An 18,792-nucleotide genomic window follows, 5' to 3' on the forward strand; every position below is an offset into this window, starting at 1 on the left:
GATGAAAATCGTCAAATGGTTCGAAGACTGGGTGGTCATCGCCTCGTTCATGGTGATCGTGCTCGTCACCTTCGTCAATGTCGTCTCTCGCTACACCTTCCAAGCCTCGCTGGCTTTCAGTGAGGAGATTACGATCAACCTCCTCGTCGTGCTCACGATGATGGGCGCGGTTGTGGGAATCCGCCTCGGCGCGCACCTGGGGTTCAGTTACCTGGTCGAGAACGCGAAGCCGACAATTCGCAGAACCCTCATCATCATCGGCGCGGCTCTGATGATCGTCTTCCTCGCTGTCCTCCTCTTCTGGGGCAGCGAGATGATGATCCATCAGGCCGTCCGCGGTCGTGCGACCCCGTCGCTGGGCATCCCGCAGTGGCTGTTCACTCTGTCAATTCCGCTGGCCGGGCTGCTCGGAATCGTCCGCACTCTGCAGGCCGCCCGGGTTTCGCTGAACGAGGACACCTCCGCCGAGGCGGTCGCTGAGCGCATGGCGCAGGAAGCCGCCCCCGTCATCGACGATGCAGAGCTGAGCGGATCCACCCACTCCACAAGCACCACCGACCGTCAGGGAGGCCGCAAATGATCACGCTGCTGCTGTTCGGAAGCTTCTTCCTGTTCCTCGCCCTGGGCATCCCCGTGGCGTTCGCCCTCGGTCTCTCCGCCGTCACCGTCCTCATCACCACCGACGGACTCCAGGTCCTCGACGTGGTGCCCTCGGTGATGTTCCCGTCGATGAGTTCGGGCACGCTGCTGGCGATCCCGTTCTTCGTCCTCGCCGGCATCGTCATGCAGTACACTGGCATCTCCCAGCGCCTCGTCGACCTCGCGTTCTTAGTCTTCGGTCGCTTCAGCCACGGCCTGGCCGCGGTCACGATCATCTCCGCGTTCTTCTTCTCCGCGATCTCCGGATCCGGACCGGCCACAGTGGCCGCGATCGGTGCGATCCTCATCCCCGCCCTGATCCGCAACGGGTACCAGAAGAAGCACGCCGTCTCCCTCGTCGCGGCCTCAGGCTCGATGGGCATCGTGGTTCCGCCCTCGATCGCGTTCATCATCTTCGCCGTCGTCGCCTCGGAGTTCGGATCGATCTCTATCACGCGGCTCTTCATCGCCGGCATCGTGCCCGGCGTGATCATGGCCGTGGCGTTCTTCATTGCCGCACTCTTCGTCCCCCGCGTCCGCGAGCTCGCGGGCCTGTCCGTGAAATCGGGCAAGGGACTGCTGGCAGCCGGCAATGAGCCCGGAACCACCACCGGCACCGAGGCGGCCGTGACCTCGAACTCGACCGCTGGCTCCTCGACGGCATCGTCGACGACAACAGGAAACGGTGCGACGAAGACCCGTCTGTTGAAAGCGGACAGGGCTGGGACGTCGGTCTCGACGAGCGGCCCGGCCACCTCGGCGGGGGCACCTGCAGATGGCACACCTGCCGAGGGCAGCTTCGGCGAGTTCCTCGCAGCCCTCGTCAAGGCCATTCCGGGTCTGCTCATTCCTGTCATCATCCTCGGCGGCATCTACGGCGGAATCTTCACCCCCACCGAGGCGGGTGCTGTGGCCTCCGTGTTCGCTCTCCTGGTGGGGCTCTTCGTCTACCGCGAACTCAAACTGCCCGACCTGCCGAAGGTGTTCCTCGAATCGGGAGTCTCGACTGCCGTCATCATGTTCATCGTCGGTGTGGCCAGCCTCTTCTCCTACGTCATCACCGTCGAAGGCATCGCAGACACGGTGTCGGCAGCGGTGCTCGGGGTCACGGACAACAAGTTCGTCATTCTCGCGGTGATCACGATCATCCTGCTCATCGTCGGCGCCTTCGTCGACGCGATCAGCGCGTTCTACCTGTTCATCCCGATCCTCGTGCCCATCCTGCTCGAAGTCGGCGTGGACATGACGACGATCGGCGTGTTCATGACCGTCAACCTCGCAATCGGCCTGTTCACCCCGCCCGTGGGACTCAACCTCTACGTCGGAGCCGGCATCGGCAAGGTCAGGCTCGAAGAGGTGGTGCGCGGCATCATGCCGTTCCTCATCTGCGCAATCATCGCCCTGCTGCTCATCACCTACATCCCGGCGATCTCGAACTGGCTGCCCGACCTCCTCGGCGTCGGCTAGATCCTCTGTCCACGACACCACCCGATCTGTCTCTCGACTCTTCAAGGAGAACCATGGAACCCTATCTGCTGACGAACAAATCGGCCCTGGTCACAGGCGCCGCCCAGGGTATCGGGCTGGCCATTGCGACCTCACTGGCCAGACGCGGAGCCTCGATCGGCATCGTTGATCTCAAGGGTGCCGAAGCGGCTGCCGAGAGTCTGGCGCAGCAGTTTCCCGAACAGACATTCACCGGGTACGAACTCGATGTCCGCGACGCCGAGGCGGTCACTGCTGCGCTCGGGTCATTCGCTCAGTCCTCCGGTGGGATCGACATCCTCGTCAACAATGCGGGGACGGCGGCACGCATCGGAATCGACGAGATCACGGCCGAACAGTGGCAACGTGATCTGGACACCAATCTCGGCGGGACGTTCAACTTCATCAAGGCCGCCGTTCATCCGCACATGATCAACGCCGGGAGTGGGTCGATCATCAACATCTCCTCGATCTCGGGCATCAACGGCGGTGCAGTCTCCGCTGGTGAGGCTGGGGCGCGTTCGGGTCCGGCGTATGCGGCGAGCAAGGGCGGGATCATCGCTCTCACGAAGTGGGTGGCCAAGGAGTACGGGCGGCAGGGAATTCGCTGCAACTCGGTGGCACCGGGCCCAGTGGAGTCCGCACTCACCGCAGGTCAGGACTACGACACCTCGAACCAGGCCCTGGACCGCATGGGCACCCCCGCTGAGATCGCCGAGGCGGTCGCCTACCTCGCCAGCGATGGCGCGGCCTTCACCACCGGCCAGATCCTGCGTATCGACGGCGGGGCTGTGATGTCATGAGCTCATCGGCTTCGCCCTCGCCCTTGGACGAGGTACTCGATGTCCGCTCCATCGGGTTCACCCCGATCAAGGGGACCAGGCACCAGTCGCAGCCGGCGGCTTCGTTCGATGAGCACGGGCCCGTGGGGGACCGGCGCTACTGCCTCGTCGACACCGAGACACGTCGGGTTCTGCGAACCGTGCAGAACCCGACGCTGGTGGCGGTCGTGGCGCAGTTTCACGGTGCCCAGCTGGAGGTCACGCTGCCCGATCGACGCTCGGTCTGCGCGGTACCGGAACCTTCAGGTGAGGTGCTGACCTGTGACTATTGGGGCAGGCCGGTCGCAGCGGAACTGATGCAGGGGCCCCACGATGGGCTGCTGTCCTCGTGGTTGGGAATGCCCGTCCGTCTGGCTCATGTTCCCCGCGGGGACGTGGTCTTCGGGGAGCCGATCACGATCGTGACCACGGCCTCCATCCGCGATCTCGGCGAGAGAGCTGGGCATCCTGATCTGCTTGCCGAAGCGGCGAGATTCAGGGCGACACTGCTCGTCGAGACGGACGTCCCCTTTATGGAGGACACGTGGAACGGCCGCGAGATGACATTCGGCAAGACTCGCATTCGGGTCGGAGGACCGATCCCACGCTGCGCGGTCATGGATCTGCATCCCGTCACCGGCGCGCGGGGTTCGCGGCTGCTGAAGTCACTTGCCGCCTACCGACCCAGAAACGATGCCGGCGAACCCCATTTCGGGATCTATGGACAGGTCATCGGCGGACCCGGCAACTGACCGCAGAACGCGTGCGCCTGCCGAATGCGTGGGGCCGGCCTCTCACATTGACAGGACCCTCTCATGTTGGCAGGACGAGGAGCTCGAAGGTCACGGCCACAGGGTTCGCGCCGAGGACCAACTGTCCTGCGTGCACCTCACCGGCGACATCGACGACTTCCGCGTCGAGCCTGAGCCGCGGGTCGTCACCCAGGGCACCACGGACAGAACCTGTCAGGTGAGTGAACTCCACGGCCGGCCACGGTGCGGTTCCATCAAAGAACACGGCTCCGGTGGTGCTGCCGAGACTGGCCCGCACCTCGGCGGAATCGAAGCCGGCCTCACGGCAGATGGCCACGATCGCGTCATCGATGAGCTCGCCAGGACGGACACGGGAGATGACCGCATTGCTCGACCCCTGAGCAGACTCCGACATTGATACCGAACCTTGAGCTGACTCGGCGGCAGGGGTGTGCAGCGCAGTCGGTGCGAACGCGAAGAACCCGGTCTCCGGATCGGCCTCGCTGAGCTGCTGCGCATCGGCGAGGGCAAAGACGCGCAGGCGCATGCCGTTTGGCCCGACGAGCGTGCCGGGCAGCAGATGACCGCCCTCGGCCAGACCCTCCTCGGTCAACCAAGAAGCATGGATATGAGCGAATGGTTCCCCGCCCTTCGCACCCACCGTCGCCGAGGCATGACACAGCACAGCTGGCCCCGCGTGGTGGAACTCGGTGGTGAAGGACATGGGGCGTTCGGCGTCGGGGCCATAAGCCGGGTAGACATAGTCGATCCGACCGAACTCGCCGGCAACGAACTCCACCATCAGCCCGGAGACGTCGAGTGTCTTAAGAAGGCCGGTCACGGAATCGAAGAGATCATCACCGGCGACGAGATCGATGAGATGCTCCGAATGACGAGTCGGTACCGAGACGAGTCGCGGACTCAATCGGGGCCCGGCATGGATGACGACATCACCGGGGTCGCCGAGGCGGAAGCCGGGAGTTGTGTGTGCACTGGTGGTCTCGTGTGGCTGCGCCTCGTTGGTCATGCCTGGTCCTCCATGCTGCTGACTGCCTCGGCGATCTGGCGCGCTTCGTGTTGGAGCAGCTCGGCGAGTTCGAACACGCGAGCCCCGGTCATGCGCTCCTCGATGCTGGCGATCGACAATGCCGCGCGCGGTTTCCTGCCCTTGACCCTGACCGGGACACCGATCGCCCAGGATCCCTGGGCGAAGAGTCCGGGATTTTGGACGAACCCGTCACGACGGCCCCGGCCGATGATCTCTTTGAGTCTGGGCACGGAGACTTCGGGGTAGCGGTCCGCGAAGATTCTTGAGTTGGCATCGAAGGCGGCGTCCACCTCGGCGTCGGTGAACTGGGTCATGATGGCAAGACTTCCGGCGCCGATGCCCAAGGGGTGGCGATCACCCACGGCCAAGGCATTGTTGAAGATCGGGCCGAAGCCGTCCTCGCGGCGAGCGCAGATCGAGTAGCTGCCGGTGCGCATCGTGAGGAAAGCAGTGTCCTGGGTGAGCTCGGCGAGCCTGAGCAGACTCGACTCGGACTCCTCAAGTGCGGGGTCTGCCGACTTCTGGGCCAGCTGTCCCATGATCTGGGACTGCACGCCGAGGCGGTAGCCGCCGTCCTCGCATCGTTCGACGTATCCCATGGCGATGAGGGCGTTGAGCATACGATGCACGCTGGCCTTGGGGCGTCCGCTGATGGCCACGATCTCGCTGAGAAGCGCGCCGCCCGGGTTCTCGCTGCTGATGATGCCGACGAGGCCCAGCAGGGATAACGCTCGCTGGATGCTTTGGGCTCCAGTGCCAGGTCCCAGGTCGTCGACGGCGTGAGCGACGTTGAATGATGCGGAACGGCGCATGATCCGCCCGCGCATCTTCATTCGGTCGAGATCGTGTGTCTGCGCTTCATTGCCCATGCTGACGATTATCGGCTGTTGCCGGTGGAAGCCAGAAGCTGGATCCACGATGTGGACCGTCGATAGGTGTGGACTACTGCAGTGCCAGGCTTCTGCGCAGGGATTCGATCATCAGGTCGAGACCGTCTGACTCCCGCAGCGGATCGGCGGAAAGAATCTGGATGGAACGGTCGTCGAGGCCCGGGTCGTCGAGTTCCACGGCAGTGCAGCCCGCCTCGGCGAGGTTGTCCGGGATCGTCCGTTCGGCCATCATCGCGACCATCGTCGTTCCGGCGATGGCTCTCATCGTAAGCACAGGGCAGGTGGCTTCGATCGTCGGTGAGAACACCTGACCCTGAGCGCGGACAGCCTGCTCGACCCTGATCCGGGCACTGTTGCCTGAGGGCAGCGTGGCGATCGGGAAATCGATCAGGTCACGGACGCGGACGGTGGCTCTCTGTGAAAGCGGATGCTTCTTGTCGAAGACCGCAAAATTCCGAGCTGGGGTCTGACCGATCCGCCGGACACCTGGAACCGAGACGAGATCATGACCGGGTACCGAGAAGTTCACGCACAGGTCAGCCTGCCGGTTCTTGAGGACCTGAACAGCCTCGAGCGACGTGGTGTCGATGATCGAGACCTGCACTCTGTCAGTGGTGGTCATGACATCGTTGATGGCATCGGCGACAAGGGTCTGGCCGAGGCCGGTGCTGGTGACGATTGTGATGGTCTCGGTCGCGCGGGAATGGCTGCCGAATGAGTCGGAGAGAAGCTCGGATTCGGCGATCATCCGCCGTGCGAAATCTGCGAGAGCCAGGCCCTGACCAGTGGGAACGACGCCGCTCGCCGAGCGATCGAACAGCGTCGTACCGTAATGTTCCTCAAAGGTTTTGATCTGGCGACTGGCGGTCGAATGGGAGACAAACAGAGCTCGCGCGGCGAGGTGGATGGAGCCGTATTCCACAACTGCCAGCAGGGTCTTGAGGCTGCGCAGGTCGGTCATGCCATCATGCTACTAAAGGTGGTGCATATTATGCACAGTCACCTTGCGAGAATCGCACCGGCATGTGGACGGATCGGTCTTCCAATCTGAGCCGGACTGCGACAGTCTTCATGTATGACCTCAGATCACAGCCCCGTCCGCCGCGACACGGCACCGAACCGAGCAGTACTCAATGAAATTCGTGATGATGTCACTCGGGCGGTGAGGACTCGTGAGTCCGCGACACGTGAGACCGTCACTCGTGAGGCCGTCACCCGGGCTGCGGGGGAGTTCGTCCGCAGTCAGGCCTTCTTCGATCTGTTGGCTGCCCGAGTTGCCCGCCGCACCGAGAGCCAGGCACCGGGCAATGGCGCAGCCGCACATGCCTACCTCGCCGAGGAGGTCGCCCCCGAGCTCGCGACCCTGGGCTTTGCGACGACGATCCACGACAACCCGAAATCCGATGAGCACCCGCTGCTCATCGCGGCACGTATCGAGGACCCGGATCTGCCGGCCGTCCTTCTCTACGGTCACGGCGACGTTCAGTTCGCCCACGACTCGCAATGGTCTGAGGGCCTTGAGCCCTGGGTTCTCACCCGCGACGGCGACCGCCTCTACGGGCGCGGCAGTGCTGACAACAAAGGTCAGCACACCGTGAACTCCCTGGCGCTGAAGACCGTTCTCGAGACGCTGGGCGGCGAAGTCGGCAACGGGGACGGCAACGGGGTTGGCGACGGGGGCGGCGACGTCAGCGACGCTGGGTCCGGAACGCTGGGTTATAACGTGAAGATCCTCATGGAGACCGCCGAAGAGGCGGGATCTCTGGGACTCAAGGCATTCGCTGCCGCGCACGCGGCAGAACTCGACGCCGATCTTTTCCTCGCCTCCGACGGTCCCCGGATCGCCGCCGACTGCCCGACGCTCTTTCTCGGTTCCCGCGGGGCGTTGGGATTCACGCTCGTCGTCCACGATCGTGACGGTGACCATCACTCGGGCAATTGGGGCGGGAAGCTGCGCAACTCTGCGACCGTCCTCGCAGCGGCCATCAACGCCCTCGTCGATGGCAATGGTGTCATCAGGATTCCCGCGCTGCGCCCCGCAGATCCACCCGCTTCGGTGCTCGAAGCCATTGCGAAGCTGCCCGAGGTGGTCGAGGCCGGGTCCCCCGAGGTTGATCCCGATTGGGGTGAGCCCGAACTCACCTCGGCGGAGAAGGTTTTCGCCTTCAACGTCATCGAGGTCCTCGCTCTCGACGCCGGCAACCCCTCCCAGGTAGTCAATGCGATCCCGGGGAAGGCTGATGCGCACATGCAGCTTCGGTACGTCGTCGGCACCGACGTCGGCGACTTCGAGGACAAGGTGCGGGCCCATCTGGACGATCAGGGGATCCACGGGGTCGATGTCCTCGTTGGACACTGCATGCCGGCGACTCGGCTCGACCCGAACGCCCGCGTCGTCGCAGCCGCTGCTGAGTCGATCAAGCAGACGACCGGGCTCGAGGCCGCGATTGAACCGAACTTGGGCGGCACCATCCCCAATGATGTCTTCGCCGAGGTGCTGGGCCTGCCGACTGTGTGGGTGCCGCATTCATACCCCGGTTGCAATCAGCATGCCCCCGATGAGCACGCCCTGACCTCGATCCTTGAACAGGGTGCGGAGATCATGGCCGGAATGTTCTGGGACATGAAGCAGAACCCCGACGACTGGTTCACCTCGAAGAGCACCTCTCCTCAGGCTGGCGAACGCTCGACTGACACTGCCCCAGGCGACGTGAGGTAACCCCCTGAGCGTGATGAGGCTCATCCGAAAACCCATCGATCCCAATATACTTAACTGGTAAAGTATATTGATGTCGGCAATCACGCCGACCACCAAACAGAACGTGCGACGAGGAAACGGGGGCGAGGCAGGCATGAGTGACGATGCGGCGGACTCCCCGAACGATTACATCGCCGATGTGCGCGGCCAGTGGGAGACGATCTTCCCCGACCTCGACACCTCGATGGTCGCCGTCATGGGCCGGATTGCCCGCATTGCACAGGTCGTCCAGGTCCGAAGCGACGAAGTCCTCGCCGCCCAAGGCGTGACCCGCGGTGAGTTCGACGTCATCTCCCTGCTGGCACGACACGGGGGCACTCTGTCCCCGACGCGAGTGTCAACGGAGCTGATCATCTCCGGCGCCGGCGTGACCAAGCGCCTCAAACGCCTCGGCAGTGCCGGTCTGGTCTCCAGGATTCCCGACCCTGCCGATGGGCGTGGCTCGCTCGTGCAGCTGACCGACACGGCATGGGACCTGCTGCGTCCGATTCTCGAGTCCGTGCTCGGCTTCGAAAACCGGCTGCTGGCCGACCTCGACCCCAAGTCTCAGGACCAGCTTGCAGGCGGCCTGCGCGAACTTCTCATCAGCATCGAATCAGACTCCGCGAACACCTAGACGCCCACGCGCTCGCCTCAGCACCATTAGCACCCAATACCGCCGGGACCCAGCAGGATCCGCACCGGCGCGACCAGCACTTCAGCCCAGGAGGCACCCGAACACTGTGAAGACCTATGCCCGCGACTTCTTCCGCATCCCATCCCCACGCGGACACCGCACACCTGCCCTGAGGGTCGCGGCCGGCATAGGCATCCCACTCATCATCCTCGTCCTCATGGGGCGAACCGACCTCACCATCTTCGCGGTCTTCGGTGCCCTGACCGGTGTCTTCGGTCGCGTCGAACCCCACTGGCTGCGGCTCAAGCACCAGACGTTCGCAGGAATCCTCATGAGCCTGAGCATCGTCGGCGGCGTCATCAGCGGCGGCCTCGGCATCAACGGCTGGGCGCTCGTGGGAATCGGCACCCTCGTCGCCGGCGTCCTTTCGATCGTCGCCGATGTCCTCAGGCTGCGCCCCTCGGGACCGCTCTTCTACATCTTCGCCTTCATGGCCACCGCCTCGGTGCCCTTCGACGGGCAGCTCTGGGAGGCCGCACTGACCGGCGTCGCCAGCGTCGGTGTCGCCCTCGTGCTCGGCTTCATGGGCCGCCTCTGGGCGCGCCGGACCGAACCAGATCGCCAGCTGACCGAAGCGCCGCTTCCAGCCTGGTCACGGATCTACGCGCAAGCCGGTCGCTACGTTGTGGCTCTGGGGTTGGCCGGGTCCATCGGAGTGATGTCCGGCCTGGGGCACCACTACTGGGCCATGGTCGCTGCCGCGGCCCCGATCTCTGCCGTCGGAGCTTCGGGCGGATTGGTCCGAGCCGTCTATCGCATCATCGGCACCTACGCCGGTGTCCTGCTCACCGCTGCCCTGCTCACCATCCAGTGGCCGCCGCTGGGGCTCGCGTTCCTGATCGCCGCCCTCCAGTTCGCCGGTGAGGTCTTCGTCATCAGCCACTACAGCATCGCGCTCGTCTTCATGACCCCAGTCGCTCTGATGATGACCGAATTCGTTGCCCCAGGGCCTACCGGAACTCTCGTCGCCGACCGCGCACTCGAGACGACGATCGGCGCGGTCATCGCCTTCTTCGTCATTCTGCTCACCACGCGCAAGCAGCGCGCGCAGGAGCGGAGTCTGAGGAACACCGCGACGAACTGAGTGTCCCGGGCGCGGCTGGAATCGTCAGGCGTGCACGGGGGAGGCGGTCGCCTCGGCGAGGGTCCGCTTCTTTGCCCCACGATGGCCGATGACGGTCACGACGGCGATCGCTGCAGCGACGAAGGCGATGCCGATCCACTGATTGATCATCAGCGTGGCAGCACCGGCGATGGCACCGATGAGGATGAGAAGAACAGCCAGCGCGCGGCGGATCCAGCGGACGCTGTCGCCGCCGGCCAGCCGCGAATCCGATGCCAAGCCGACGATCGTCGAGGTGACCACGACGGTGGTGACGTCGGCGATCTTCATCCTGCGTGCCGCAGAGGCCTGTGCACCCATGAGGGCCGAGAGCACCGAGGTGAAGATGGTGCCGGCCAGCCCCACCTCGGGGTTGGGCACGAGCGCGACATAGACGGCCAGACCCGCACAGCCGATGGCCACTCCGGCGAAGATGATCGTGGTGCGCATGTGCCATTCCTCGCCGATCCGGCCGAGGATGCGCCCGCCGAGAGCCGCTCCCACCATGAAGAAGACGAGAGCCAGAGCGGGTCGCAGAACGGGAGTGTCCTCGGCCCCTGCCAGGCCCATGCCGAGGATGACGACGTTGCCCGTCATGTTTCCGGTGAAGACCTTGTCAAAGCCCAGGTAGCCGATCGCGTCGACCATTCCGGTTGAGAAAGTCAGTACGAGCAGCATGGCCAGATCGAGTCGACGTGTCATTGCGTCCCTTTCATCGAGCTCGCCTGCGAACCCTGTTGGTCTCAGAACCCGAATAGATACAAGGCATCGGGCAGCCGCGGCCACTCGCGATCCCAGGATTCGAAATTTCCTGACAGTTTGTATACAAAACCATATGCACCGGATAGATTGTATGCAAATAATCAAGCTGAATGTAATGCTCACACAGGAGTGCGCGTGAAAAAACGGATAACGGCGGTGCTTGCCAGCGTCGTCTTGATGGCGGGGTGCACGCCGGTCCAGCCGCTTGGCGAACCACCCGAGCGACCCGACGTGAAGTCTGTCAATGCCGACCCAGGAGCTTTCGAAGATGGCGGAGATCTGGTGATGGCGCTGTCGTCGGAACCGGACCGCCTCGACCCGACGACATCCTCCTCTCTCTATACCCGCTACGTGATGCAGACGATGTGCCAGAAGCTCTACGACATCGATGCGAACGGTGACATCACACCGATGCTCGCAACCGCACTGCCAGACATTTCAGAAGACGGAAAGACTGTGCGCATCCCGGTCAAGGACGGGGTGCGATTCGCCGACGGCACCGACTTCGATGCCGAGGCGGTCAAGACGACCATCGAACGCGGGCTCAACCTCGAAGAGTCCTCCCGGTCTGCCGAACTCGGTCCGATCAACGACGTGACCGCCGTCGACGATCACACCCTCGAAGTCACCTTCGACGAACCATTCGCACCCTTCACGGCGGCCCTGGCCGATCGCGCCGGAATGATCATGTCGCCGACAGCCCTCGACAAAGCGGGCGAGAACTTCGGGGACCATCCAGTGTGCGTCGGGCCGTTCAAGTTTGAGAAGCGCATCGCGCAGACCTCAATCAAAGTCGTCAAAGATGCCAACTACTATGATGCCGACAAAGTTCACCTCGACTCGATCACCTACCAGATCATGTCGGATGCGAACATTCGTGCTGCGAACATCCGCTCCGGCGATGTGCAGGTCGCGGACACGATCTCCCCGCAGGACGTCGACGCCCTCAAGGAAGAATCGGGCATCGGAATCCTGCAGTCGAACTCGCTGGGATATCAGGGACTGACTGTGAACCTGGGTTTCGGCGACAACCCGGAGAACTTCGAGACGCCGCTGGGTCAGGACCCGAAGGTGCGCAAGGCATTGTCGATGGCCATCGATCGCAAAGCACTGGTCAACACAGTCTTCAATGGCTGGTTCTCCCCTGCATGCTCGGGCATCTCCCCGGACAGTCCCTTCGCCACCGCAGCAAGCAACGCGTGTGTCGATTACGATCCCGAGGCCGCGAAGAAGCTTCTCGAAGACGCCGGAGTCGACCTTCCGCTCAAGGTGAATATGAAGGTCTCGAACACCCAGGACACGCTTCGCTTCGCTCAAGCCGTGCAGGCAGCCACCAAAGAAGCCGGATTCGACATCACAGTCCAGCCGATGGAATATACGGCGCTGCTCGATGCCCAGGACCGTGGCGACTACGAGCTCCTCCAACTGGGCTGGTCAGGTCGCGTCGACCCGCACGGAAACCTCTACACCTTCCATTACCCAGGTGCTGGCAACAACGTCACCGGAGTCGACGACGACAAACTCAGCAATCTGCTTACCCGAGCCAGTGAAGCCACAGACATGGATGAGCGCAAGAAGCTCTACGGTGAGGCCTCACAGCGGACCGGCGAGCTCAATTCAATCATCTATCTCTACCGCCAGAAGAACCTCACCGCCTTCACCGACAACGTGTCAGGCATAGATGTGTTCTCCGACGGTGTTGTCCATCTCTCCGAAGCCGGATTTCTGAAGAAGGACGCTCAGTGATGACCCGATTCGTGCTCACCAAAATATTCCACGCCATCATCACATTCGTGCTCTCAGGCATCGTCATCTTCTTCGGTGTCCGCATGCTTCCCGGCGACCCGGCACTGGCCATGGCCGGTGAAGAGGCGACCCCCGAGCGGCTCGACGCTATCCGTGCAGACCTCGGTCTCGACCAGCCTCTGATCGTCCAATTCCTCAAGTTCCTGGGCGACATCATCACCGGCGACCTCGGCGAATCCACACGGACAGGTCTGGCCGTGACCGAGATGATCGCGACCACACTGCCGGTGACATTGTGGCTGTCGCTCTACGCGATCATCGTCGCCGTCATCGTCGGCATCACCCTCGGCATGGTGGCAGAACGCTTCCGCGGGAAATGGCCGGAGCTGGGCAGCAATTTCATCGCTCTCCTCGGACTCTCGGTCCCAAACTTCTGGCTCGGGCTCCTGGCGATCATGGGTCTGGCCGTCATCCTCGGCTGGTTCCCCGCCTCGGGGTACGTCGACGTCCTCTCCGATCCGATCCGCGGCATCTACTACCTCACGTTGCCGGCGGTGATCCTGGGCACCAGCCTGGCTGCGGTCATCACTCGGCAGACGCGGGCGTCGATGATCGAAAGCATGGGCACCGATTACGTGCGCATGGCGCGAGCAAAGGGGTTGTCCAGACCACGGGTCCTCTTCCGCTACGGATTGCGCAACTCACTCATCGTCCTCGTCACGATCATCGGTCTGCAATTGGGTGGTCTGATTTCCGGCGCCGTGGTCACAGAGAGGATCTTCGCTCTGCCGGGCCTCGGCAAGCTCACACTCGATGCGGTCTTCTCTCGCGACTATCCGGTCATCCAGGCCGTCGTCCTGGTCATCACCGCCTCCTACATTCTCATCAACCTGGCCGTCGACATCCTCTATTCGGTCATCAACCCACAGATCCGAGTCAGCGAGGACGCCTCATGACCACGCCCATCGTCACGAACTCCGACAAGAACGCGCAAGGGCTCGACCCTGAATTCCAGACCTCGAACAACCGCGCCTGGTGGCTGCTGCGCTCAATCCTGTCCAACCCGATGGGACTCATCGGCTCCGTTATGGTCGCCATCGTCGTACTCATCGGACTTTTCGCACCTCTCATCGCCCCCTATGGGTTCGCACAGACGAACTTTCAGGCACCCTTCCAGGTTCCGGGCACGATCGGCTACGTCTTCGGCACCGACGACCTGGGACGTGACATCCTCTCCAGGCTCGCCTTCGGAGTTCGCGCCTCCCTGCAGGTCGGACTCCTTGCCGTTGCATTGGCCGTCATCGTCGGTACGCCCCTGGGCCTGCTGGCGGGATATTTCAGAGGTCTCGACGCGATCATCTCTAGGCTGACTGATGTCACCCTGGCGTTCCCGTTCCTCATCATCGCCGTCGGACTCGCCGCCATTTCCGGGCCCAGCCTGGCCAATGCGGCGATCGCCCTCGGCATCTCTCAGGTTCCTACTATGATCCGCGTCGTCAGAGGCGAGACGATGCGGCTGAAATCGGCCGACTTCGTCAAGGCAGCAATCGCCACCGACGCCTCGAAGACACGTATTCTGGGCATGCACATCCTGCCCAATATCGCCTCGGCGATCATCGTGCAGGCCACTGTCATCATCCCCACCGCCGTGATCGGAGAATCAATCCTCTCCTTCCTCGGCCTGGGCATCCAGCCACCCTCACCCAGCTTGGGAATCATGCTCTCCGACGCGCAGCAGTACATCTTCCGCGCACCGTCGACCGCACTGTTCCCCGGTCTTGCGATCTTGGTCATCTGCTTGGCCTTCAACCTCTTCGGGGACGCCCTGCGCGACGCCCTCGACCCCAACTCGAAGAAGGGACACTGATATGTCGTTCACCCCACCCGCCACCTTCACCACCCGGCCCACCCTGGAGGGACATTTCGGGATGGCCGCCTCCACACATTGGCTGGCGACAGCGGCATCGCAGGCTGTCCTGGAACGCGGCGGCAACGCCTTCGACGCAGCCGTGGCAGGAGCCTTCCTCCTCCACGTCGTCGAACCTCATCTCAACGGCCCAGGCGGTGACATGACAGGGGTCTTTGCCACCGCCGAAGACCCCGCGAATCCGCAGATCATGATGGGCCAAGGCCCAGCACCAGCTGCTGCCACCATCGACCACTACCGCGGTGAAGGGCTCGACATGGTCCCCGGAGCCGGAGCGCTCGCCGCAGCAGTCCCCGGAGCCGTCGACTCCTGGCTCAACCTGCTCGAACACCACGGCACCTGGGAACTCGCCGACGTCCTCGACTTCGCCATCGACTATGCCGAGAACGGCCACCCAGTCCTCGGCCGGGTCGTAGGCACCATCGAACGCGTCCAAGAGCTGTTCACCGACCACTGGCCCACGTCCGCAGCTCAGTGGATGCCGGAGGGAACAATCCCGAAAACCGGTGACCTCGTCTACAACCGTCCCTATGCCGAGGTCCTGAGGAGACTCATCAATGCAGGCGAGGGCGTGGAAGGTCGTGCCGCCAGAGTTGCCGCGGCACGTCGGGAATGGAAGTCCGGCTTCGTCGCCGAGGCGATCGCACAGTTCATCTCGGCCCCGCACCGGCACTCGACCGGCGGTGACCACACGGGTGTGATGACGGCCGCCGACTTCGCCGGATTCGACGCCCACTTCGAAGATCCGGTGACGATCGACTTCCGTGGCTATTCGATTGCGAAGATCCGGGCCTGGGGCCAGGGTCCTGTGCTGCTGCAGACTCTGAAGATCCTCGACGGATTCGACGACGAGCGACTCGACCCCTCGACAGAGATCGGTGCGCACACGATCCTCGAAGCACTCAAACTGGCGATGGCCGACCGAGACACCTACTACGGTGACGCAGACGTCGACCTCGATTGGCTGCTCAGCGAAGACTACGCGGCCAGCCGCCGCGAACTCATCACCGAGAAGGCTTCACTCGAATTCCGACCTGGCGCCGATCGGACAGGTGCTGTCCCGACCTTCACCCCGCCACTCGTGCTCGAGGGCGCGGACAAGGAGGCCATGGCCAAGGCCGGCATCGGCGAACCCACCGTGCAGAAGAACGGTGTCAACAACGGCGACACCTGCCACATCGACGTCGTCGACCGCTGGGGAAACATCATCTCAGCCACACCCTCGGGCGGGTGGCTGCAGTCCTCGCCGGTCGTCCCGGAACTTGGATTCTGCTTGGGCACCCGCCTGCAGATGATGTGGCTCGACGAGACGGCACCCTCGGCTCTGACCCCGGGCAAGCGCCCCCGCACCACGCTGACTCCGACTCTGATCTCGAAGGACGGGCAACCGGTCATCGCACTCGGTTCACCAGGCGGTGACCAGCAGGAACAGTGGCAGCTGCTGCTCATCCTGCGGATGCTCATCGGCGGATACGCACCGCAGCAGGCGATCGACGCGCCCGCACTGCACACGACCGCTCTGGCCGGGTCGTTCTGGCCACGCACCTGGGTGCCAGGTGGAGCAGTCGTCGAGGACCGCCTCGGCGAGGACGTCATCAACGGACTTATCAGCCGCGGTCACGTGGTGACCAAAGCCGGCGATTGGGAACTGGGCAGGCTCTCCTGCGTCACCCGCGACCCTGCCACCGGCCGAGTCACCGCCGGGGCGAACCCGCGCGGTGCCCAGGGATATGCGGCGGGACGATGATGAGCACCGAGACCAGCAGCAGCGTGGAACTCGCAGAATTCGTCCTCGAGGTCTCCGGCCTCGAAGTCTCCTATGAGGCCCCTGTACTCCACGATGTCGGGTTCACTCTGGCGCCGGGGGAGCGATTGGCCCTCGTCGGGCAGTCGGGATCAGGTAAGTCCACGACGATCAGCGCGATCCTCGGGCTCCTACCGGGAGCAGGGCACGTCAGCTCCGGATCCGTGAAGTACCGCGGTGAGGAGCTCGTCCGGGCAGACGGGCAGCGCCTCCAGACTCTGCGCGGTCGTTCGATCGCGTTGGTGCCGCAGGACCCCATGGCCAGCCTCAATCCGAGCATGCGCGTGGGCGACCAGATCGCCGACGCTCTGCGCACGTATGGAATGTCGAATTCCGCCGAGGTGACTCGCAACGTCGTACGACTGATGACCGAAGCGGGAATCCCGGAAGCGGAGAACCGGAGACGGTCCTATCCGCACGAATTCTCCGGCGGTATGCGACAGCGGATTCTCATCGCGATCGCCTTGTCCGGGGAGCCCGACCTCATCATCGCCGACGAACCGACTTCCGCTCTCGACGTGACGGTGCAGAAGCAGATCCTCGATCATCTGCAGAAACTCGTCACCGAGCGGGGGACCTCGCTGCTCTTCGTCACCCACGACTTGGGTGTCGCAGGCGAGCGGACCGACACCATTCTCGTGATGAATGACGGTCGAGTGGTGGAACGGGGAACACCGCAGCAGGTGCTGGGTAACCCGCAGGACGATTACACGAAAGCCCTGGTCAAAGCCGCCCCCAGCATTGTTGTCGATCGAGAGTCGAGCCCTGTCCACGGGACTGTGGGATCAACTCCGGACGCACGAATCGGCGAAGGCAGTCCCGAGGGTGGGGCCACCTCGGCGAATGTGCTCGAGATCAACGATCTGCACAAAATCTACAAGCTGCGCGGCCGCGGCAGAGAGGTGCACGCGCTCAACGGGGTGAGCTTCACGGCCAAGCGCGGGCAGACGACCGCAGTGATCGGCGAATCCGGATCCGGAAAGTCGACGATCGCGAAGATCGTGCTCGGCCTCGAGAAGGCCACCAGCGGGGAGGTCCTTGCCGGAGGCCGCAACGTCGATGCCACCTCGCGGGCCGAACGGAGTACTCTGCGCCGGTTCAGTCAGCCGGTGTTCCAAGATCCGTTCTCCTCCCTTAACCCGATGTGGGGTATCGAGCGGATCATCCGTGAGCCTCTCGACGTGTTCAAGATCGGCACCCAGGCCGAGCGGAGACGGAAGGTCGCCGAGGTGCTCGATCAGGTGGCTCTGCCAGCGTCGATGCTCGAGCGTCGACCTGCTGACCTCTCCGGTGGCCAGCGACAGAGGATCGCGATCGCCCGGGCACTGATCAGCGAGCCGGAGCTGCTCATCTGTGATGAGGCGGTGTCGGCTCTCGACGTCCTCGTGCAGGAGCAGATCCTCGAACTTCTGCGTGAGCTGCAGTCAGGACTCGGTGTGAGCTGCCTGTTCATCACGCACGATCTTGCAGTTGTCGCGAACTTGGCAGACGATGTTGTAGTGATGAAGAACGGAGAGGTCGTCGAGGCAGGCGCGACGAGAGAGGTCATTGATCGTCCCGCCGCGGAGTACACGCAGAAGCTGTTGGCCGCCGTGCCCGGTTCCGGTCTGCTCAATGCCTGAACCTGGTTCTTCACAGCGGCCGAGTTCGACCCTGAAGTCGAGCGCGGCTTCGACCTCGAACAGCATCGCCGTCGGGGCGCATATCCGCCACGACATCATCAAGGGCGTGCACCCACCCGGTGGCAAGCTCCGCGAAGCGGCGCTGGCGAAGCAGTATGACGTCTCACGGATCCCGATTAGAGAGGCGCTTCGTTCCCTCGAGTCAGAAGGGCTCGTCGAGTCACGGCCCTACAGTGGCAGCATGGTCGCCCCGTCACCGGTCGAGGACGCCGAGGATCTGTTCGAAATCCGCATCGTCTTAGAATCCGCGACTGCCAAACGGGCGGCGAAGCGCGCCGCGCTACAGAGCAACGGTGAGGCCCCGGATGAGCGGTGGCGGGCGATCCGCAAGGAGATCAACGAGATCCTCGACGCCGGTGACATCGTCATCGGGGAGGAGCGCTACGAAGACCTCGCGGTGCTCAACATGCGCTTCCACTTCGCCATCGCCGAACTCAGCGGCAGCCTCTCCTTCGTCAGCCTGCTGCGCCAGATCTCGGGCAAGATCGAATGGCTCTACTCACTCAATGTCACCCGTCGCGGACCGCAGGCCTGGCCCGAGCATCGCGACATCATCGCCGCCATCGACGCGGGCCAGGAAACGAAGGCCGCCGAGGTGATGGGACAGCACGTGCGCCGCAGTCGCGACTCGTACTTCGCCATGATGGCCGAGTCGCCCTCCTAGTCGGGTCGGCCGCCGTCGTAGCAGAGCGGTCTTAGG

Annotated in this window: 17 protein-coding genes; 13 read left to right on the plus strand and 4 right to left on the minus strand. The window is 63.6% G+C overall.

What is annotated here, in order from left to right; all coding sequences use genetic code 11:
• Window position 1: 1 nt before the first annotated feature.
• The 4 genes from LQ788_RS00985 to LQ788_RS01000 are packed head-to-tail and all read left to right on the plus strand — an operon-like array spanning window position 2 to window position 3,697.
• Window positions 2–580 (plus strand): TRAP transporter small permease, encoded by a 579-nt coding sequence (locus LQ788_RS00985; protein WP_231444388.1) that lies wholly within the window; start codon window positions 2–4, stop codon window positions 578–580.
• Window positions 577–2,106, plus strand: coding sequence for a TRAP transporter large permease (locus LQ788_RS00990; RefSeq protein WP_231444390.1), 1,530 nt, complete (start codon window positions 577–579; stop codon window positions 2,104–2,106). Before LQ788_RS00985 ends, LQ788_RS00990 begins: the two co-directional genes overlap by 4 nt.
• 53 nt (window positions 2,107–2,159) lie before the next feature.
• Window positions 2,160–2,927 (plus strand): SDR family NAD(P)-dependent oxidoreductase, encoded by a 768-nt coding sequence (locus LQ788_RS00995; RefSeq protein ID WP_231444392.1) that lies wholly within the window; start codon window positions 2,160–2,162, stop codon window positions 2,925–2,927.
• Entirely contained in the window at window positions 2,924–3,697 is a 774-nt protein-coding gene (locus LQ788_RS01000) for an MOSC domain-containing protein (RefSeq protein WP_231444394.1), read from the plus strand. The genes LQ788_RS00995 and LQ788_RS01000 overlap by 4 nt, the downstream gene beginning before the upstream one ends.
• Window positions 3,698–3,758: 61 nt before the next feature.
• Here the strand turns inward: LQ788_RS01000 and LQ788_RS01005 are convergent, their stop codons facing one another.
• The 3 genes from LQ788_RS01005 to LQ788_RS01015 form a co-directional block, all read right to left on the minus strand.
• Entirely contained in the window at window positions 3,759–4,724 is a 966-nt protein-coding gene (locus LQ788_RS01005; RefSeq protein ID WP_231444402.1) for a DNA-binding protein, read from the minus strand.
• Window positions 4,721–5,614 carry an IclR family transcriptional regulator gene (locus LQ788_RS01010; protein ID WP_231444404.1) on the minus strand — a complete coding sequence of 298 codons (894 nt, stop codon included), beginning with the start codon at window positions 5,612–5,614 and terminating at the stop codon, window positions 4,721–4,723. The genes LQ788_RS01005 and LQ788_RS01010 overlap by 4 nt, the downstream gene beginning before the upstream one ends.
• A 73-nt stretch (window positions 5,615–5,687) precedes the next feature.
• Entirely contained in the window at window positions 5,688–6,596 is a 909-nt protein-coding gene (locus LQ788_RS01015; RefSeq protein ID WP_231444406.1) for a LysR family transcriptional regulator, read from the minus strand.
• A gap of 114 nt (window positions 6,597–6,710) precedes the next feature.
• On the opposite strand from LQ788_RS01015, the gene LQ788_RS01020 reads away from it, so the two are divergent.
• The 3 genes from LQ788_RS01020 (at window position 6,711) to LQ788_RS01030 (ending at window position 10,153) form a co-directional block, all read left to right on the plus strand.
• Window positions 6,711–8,354 (plus strand): M20/M25/M40 family metallo-hydrolase, encoded by a 1,644-nt coding sequence (locus LQ788_RS01020; RefSeq protein WP_231444408.1) that lies wholly within the window; start codon window positions 6,711–6,713, stop codon window positions 8,352–8,354.
• Between the two features lie 70 nt (window positions 8,355–8,424).
• Window positions 8,425–9,009, plus strand: coding sequence for a MarR family winged helix-turn-helix transcriptional regulator (locus tag LQ788_RS01025; protein WP_231444409.1), 585 nt, complete (start codon window positions 8,425–8,427; stop codon window positions 9,007–9,009).
• Window positions 9,010–9,115: 106 nt separating this feature from the next.
• Window positions 9,116–10,153, plus strand: a complete 1,038-nt coding sequence (locus tag LQ788_RS01030) for an FUSC family protein (RefSeq protein ID WP_231444412.1) — start codon at window positions 9,116–9,118, stop codon at window positions 10,151–10,153.
• A 24-nt stretch (window positions 10,154–10,177) separates the two neighbouring features.
• Here LQ788_RS01030 and LQ788_RS01035 read toward each other — a convergent pair whose 3' ends face one another.
• Complete coding sequence (locus tag LQ788_RS01035) at window positions 10,178–10,873, minus strand: YoaK family protein (RefSeq protein WP_231444414.1); 696 nt, start codon at window positions 10,871–10,873, stop codon at window positions 10,178–10,180.
• Between the two features lie 195 nt (window positions 10,874–11,068).
• Here LQ788_RS01035 and LQ788_RS01040 point away from each other — a divergent pair, with 195 nt between their 5' ends.
• From LQ788_RS01040 to LQ788_RS01065, 6 genes are read left to right on the plus strand one after another with little or no spacing between them, the layout of a single operon-like run.
• Entirely contained in the window at window positions 11,069–12,679 is a 1,611-nt protein-coding gene (locus tag LQ788_RS01040) for an ABC transporter substrate-binding protein (RefSeq protein WP_231444416.1), read from the plus strand.
• Window positions 12,679–13,635, plus strand: a complete 957-nt coding sequence (locus tag LQ788_RS01045) for an ABC transporter permease (RefSeq protein WP_231447516.1) — start codon at window positions 12,679–12,681, stop codon at window positions 13,633–13,635. The genes LQ788_RS01040 and LQ788_RS01045 overlap by 1 nt, the downstream gene beginning before the upstream one ends.
• The gene (locus tag LQ788_RS01050) at window positions 13,632–14,546 is read left to right on the plus strand and encodes an ABC transporter permease (protein ID WP_231444418.1); all 915 of its coding nucleotides are present in this window, start codon (window positions 13,632–13,634) and stop codon (window positions 14,544–14,546) included. Before LQ788_RS01045 ends, LQ788_RS01050 begins: the two co-directional genes overlap by 4 nt.
• A 1-nt stretch (window position 14,547) precedes the next feature.
• On the plus strand, window positions 14,548–16,353 hold the full coding sequence (locus tag LQ788_RS01055; RefSeq protein ID WP_231444419.1) for a gamma-glutamyltransferase family protein: 1,806 nt from the start codon (window positions 14,548–14,550) through the stop codon (window positions 16,351–16,353).
• Window positions 16,350–18,032: a dipeptide ABC transporter ATP-binding protein gene (locus LQ788_RS01060; RefSeq protein ID WP_231444421.1), complete on the plus strand. Its 1,683-nt coding sequence runs from the start codon at window positions 16,350–16,352 to the stop codon at window positions 18,030–18,032. The genes LQ788_RS01055 and LQ788_RS01060 overlap by 4 nt, the downstream gene beginning before the upstream one ends.
• Window positions 18,025–18,756 (plus strand): GntR family transcriptional regulator, encoded by a 732-nt coding sequence (locus LQ788_RS01065; protein ID WP_231444423.1) that lies wholly within the window; start codon window positions 18,025–18,027, stop codon window positions 18,754–18,756. Before LQ788_RS01060 ends, LQ788_RS01065 begins: the two co-directional genes overlap by 8 nt.
• Window positions 18,757–18,792 lie beyond the last annotated feature (36 nt).

Source organism: Brevibacterium zhoupengii, assembly GCF_021117425.1.
Taxonomy (GTDB): Bacteria; Actinomycetota; Actinomycetes; order Actinomycetales; family Brevibacteriaceae; genus Brevibacterium; species Brevibacterium zhoupengii.

Coding starts and splice junctions, on each gene's coding strand:
- LQ788_RS00985 (WP_231444388.1), top strand. CDS start 2: ATGAAAATCGTCAAATGGTTCGAAGACTGGGTGGTCATCGCCTCGTTC.
- LQ788_RS00990 (WP_231444390.1), top strand. CDS start 577: ATGATCACGCTGCTGCTGTTCGGAAGCTTCTTCCTGTTCCTCGCCCTG.
- LQ788_RS00995 (WP_231444392.1), top strand. CDS start 2,160: ATGGAACCCTATCTGCTGACGAACAAATCGGCCCTGGTCACAGGCGCC.
- LQ788_RS01000 (WP_231444394.1), top strand. CDS start 2,924: ATGAGCTCATCGGCTTCGCCCTCGCCCTTGGACGAGGTACTCGATGTC.
- LQ788_RS01005 (WP_231444402.1), bottom strand. CDS start 4,724: ATGACCAACGAGGCGCAGCCACACGAGACCACCAGTGCACACACAACT.
- LQ788_RS01010 (WP_231444404.1), bottom strand. CDS start 5,614: ATGGGCAATGAAGCGCAGACACACGATCTCGACCGAATGAAGATGCGC.
- LQ788_RS01015 (WP_231444406.1), bottom strand. CDS start 6,596: ATGACCGACCTGCGCAGCCTCAAGACCCTGCTGGCAGTTGTGGAATAC.
- LQ788_RS01020 (WP_231444408.1), top strand. CDS start 6,711: ATGACCTCAGATCACAGCCCCGTCCGCCGCGACACGGCACCGAACCGA.
- LQ788_RS01025 (WP_231444409.1), top strand. CDS start 8,425: ATGTCGGCAATCACGCCGACCACCAAACAGAACGTGCGACGAGGAAAC.
- LQ788_RS01035 (WP_231444414.1), bottom strand. CDS start 10,873: ATGACACGTCGACTCGATCTGGCCATGCTGCTCGTACTGACTTTCTCA.
- LQ788_RS01045 (WP_231447516.1), top strand. CDS start 12,679: ATGACCCGATTCGTGCTCACCAAAATATTCCACGCCATCATCACATTC.
- LQ788_RS01050 (WP_231444418.1), top strand. CDS start 13,632: ATGACCACGCCCATCGTCACGAACTCCGACAAGAACGCGCAAGGGCTC.
- LQ788_RS01055 (WP_231444419.1), top strand. CDS start 14,548: ATGTCGTTCACCCCACCCGCCACCTTCACCACCCGGCCCACCCTGGAG.
- LQ788_RS01060 (WP_231444421.1), top strand. CDS start 16,350: ATGATGAGCACCGAGACCAGCAGCAGCGTGGAACTCGCAGAATTCGTC.
- LQ788_RS01065 (WP_231444423.1), top strand. CDS start 18,025: ATGCCTGAACCTGGTTCTTCACAGCGGCCGAGTTCGACCCTGAAGTCG.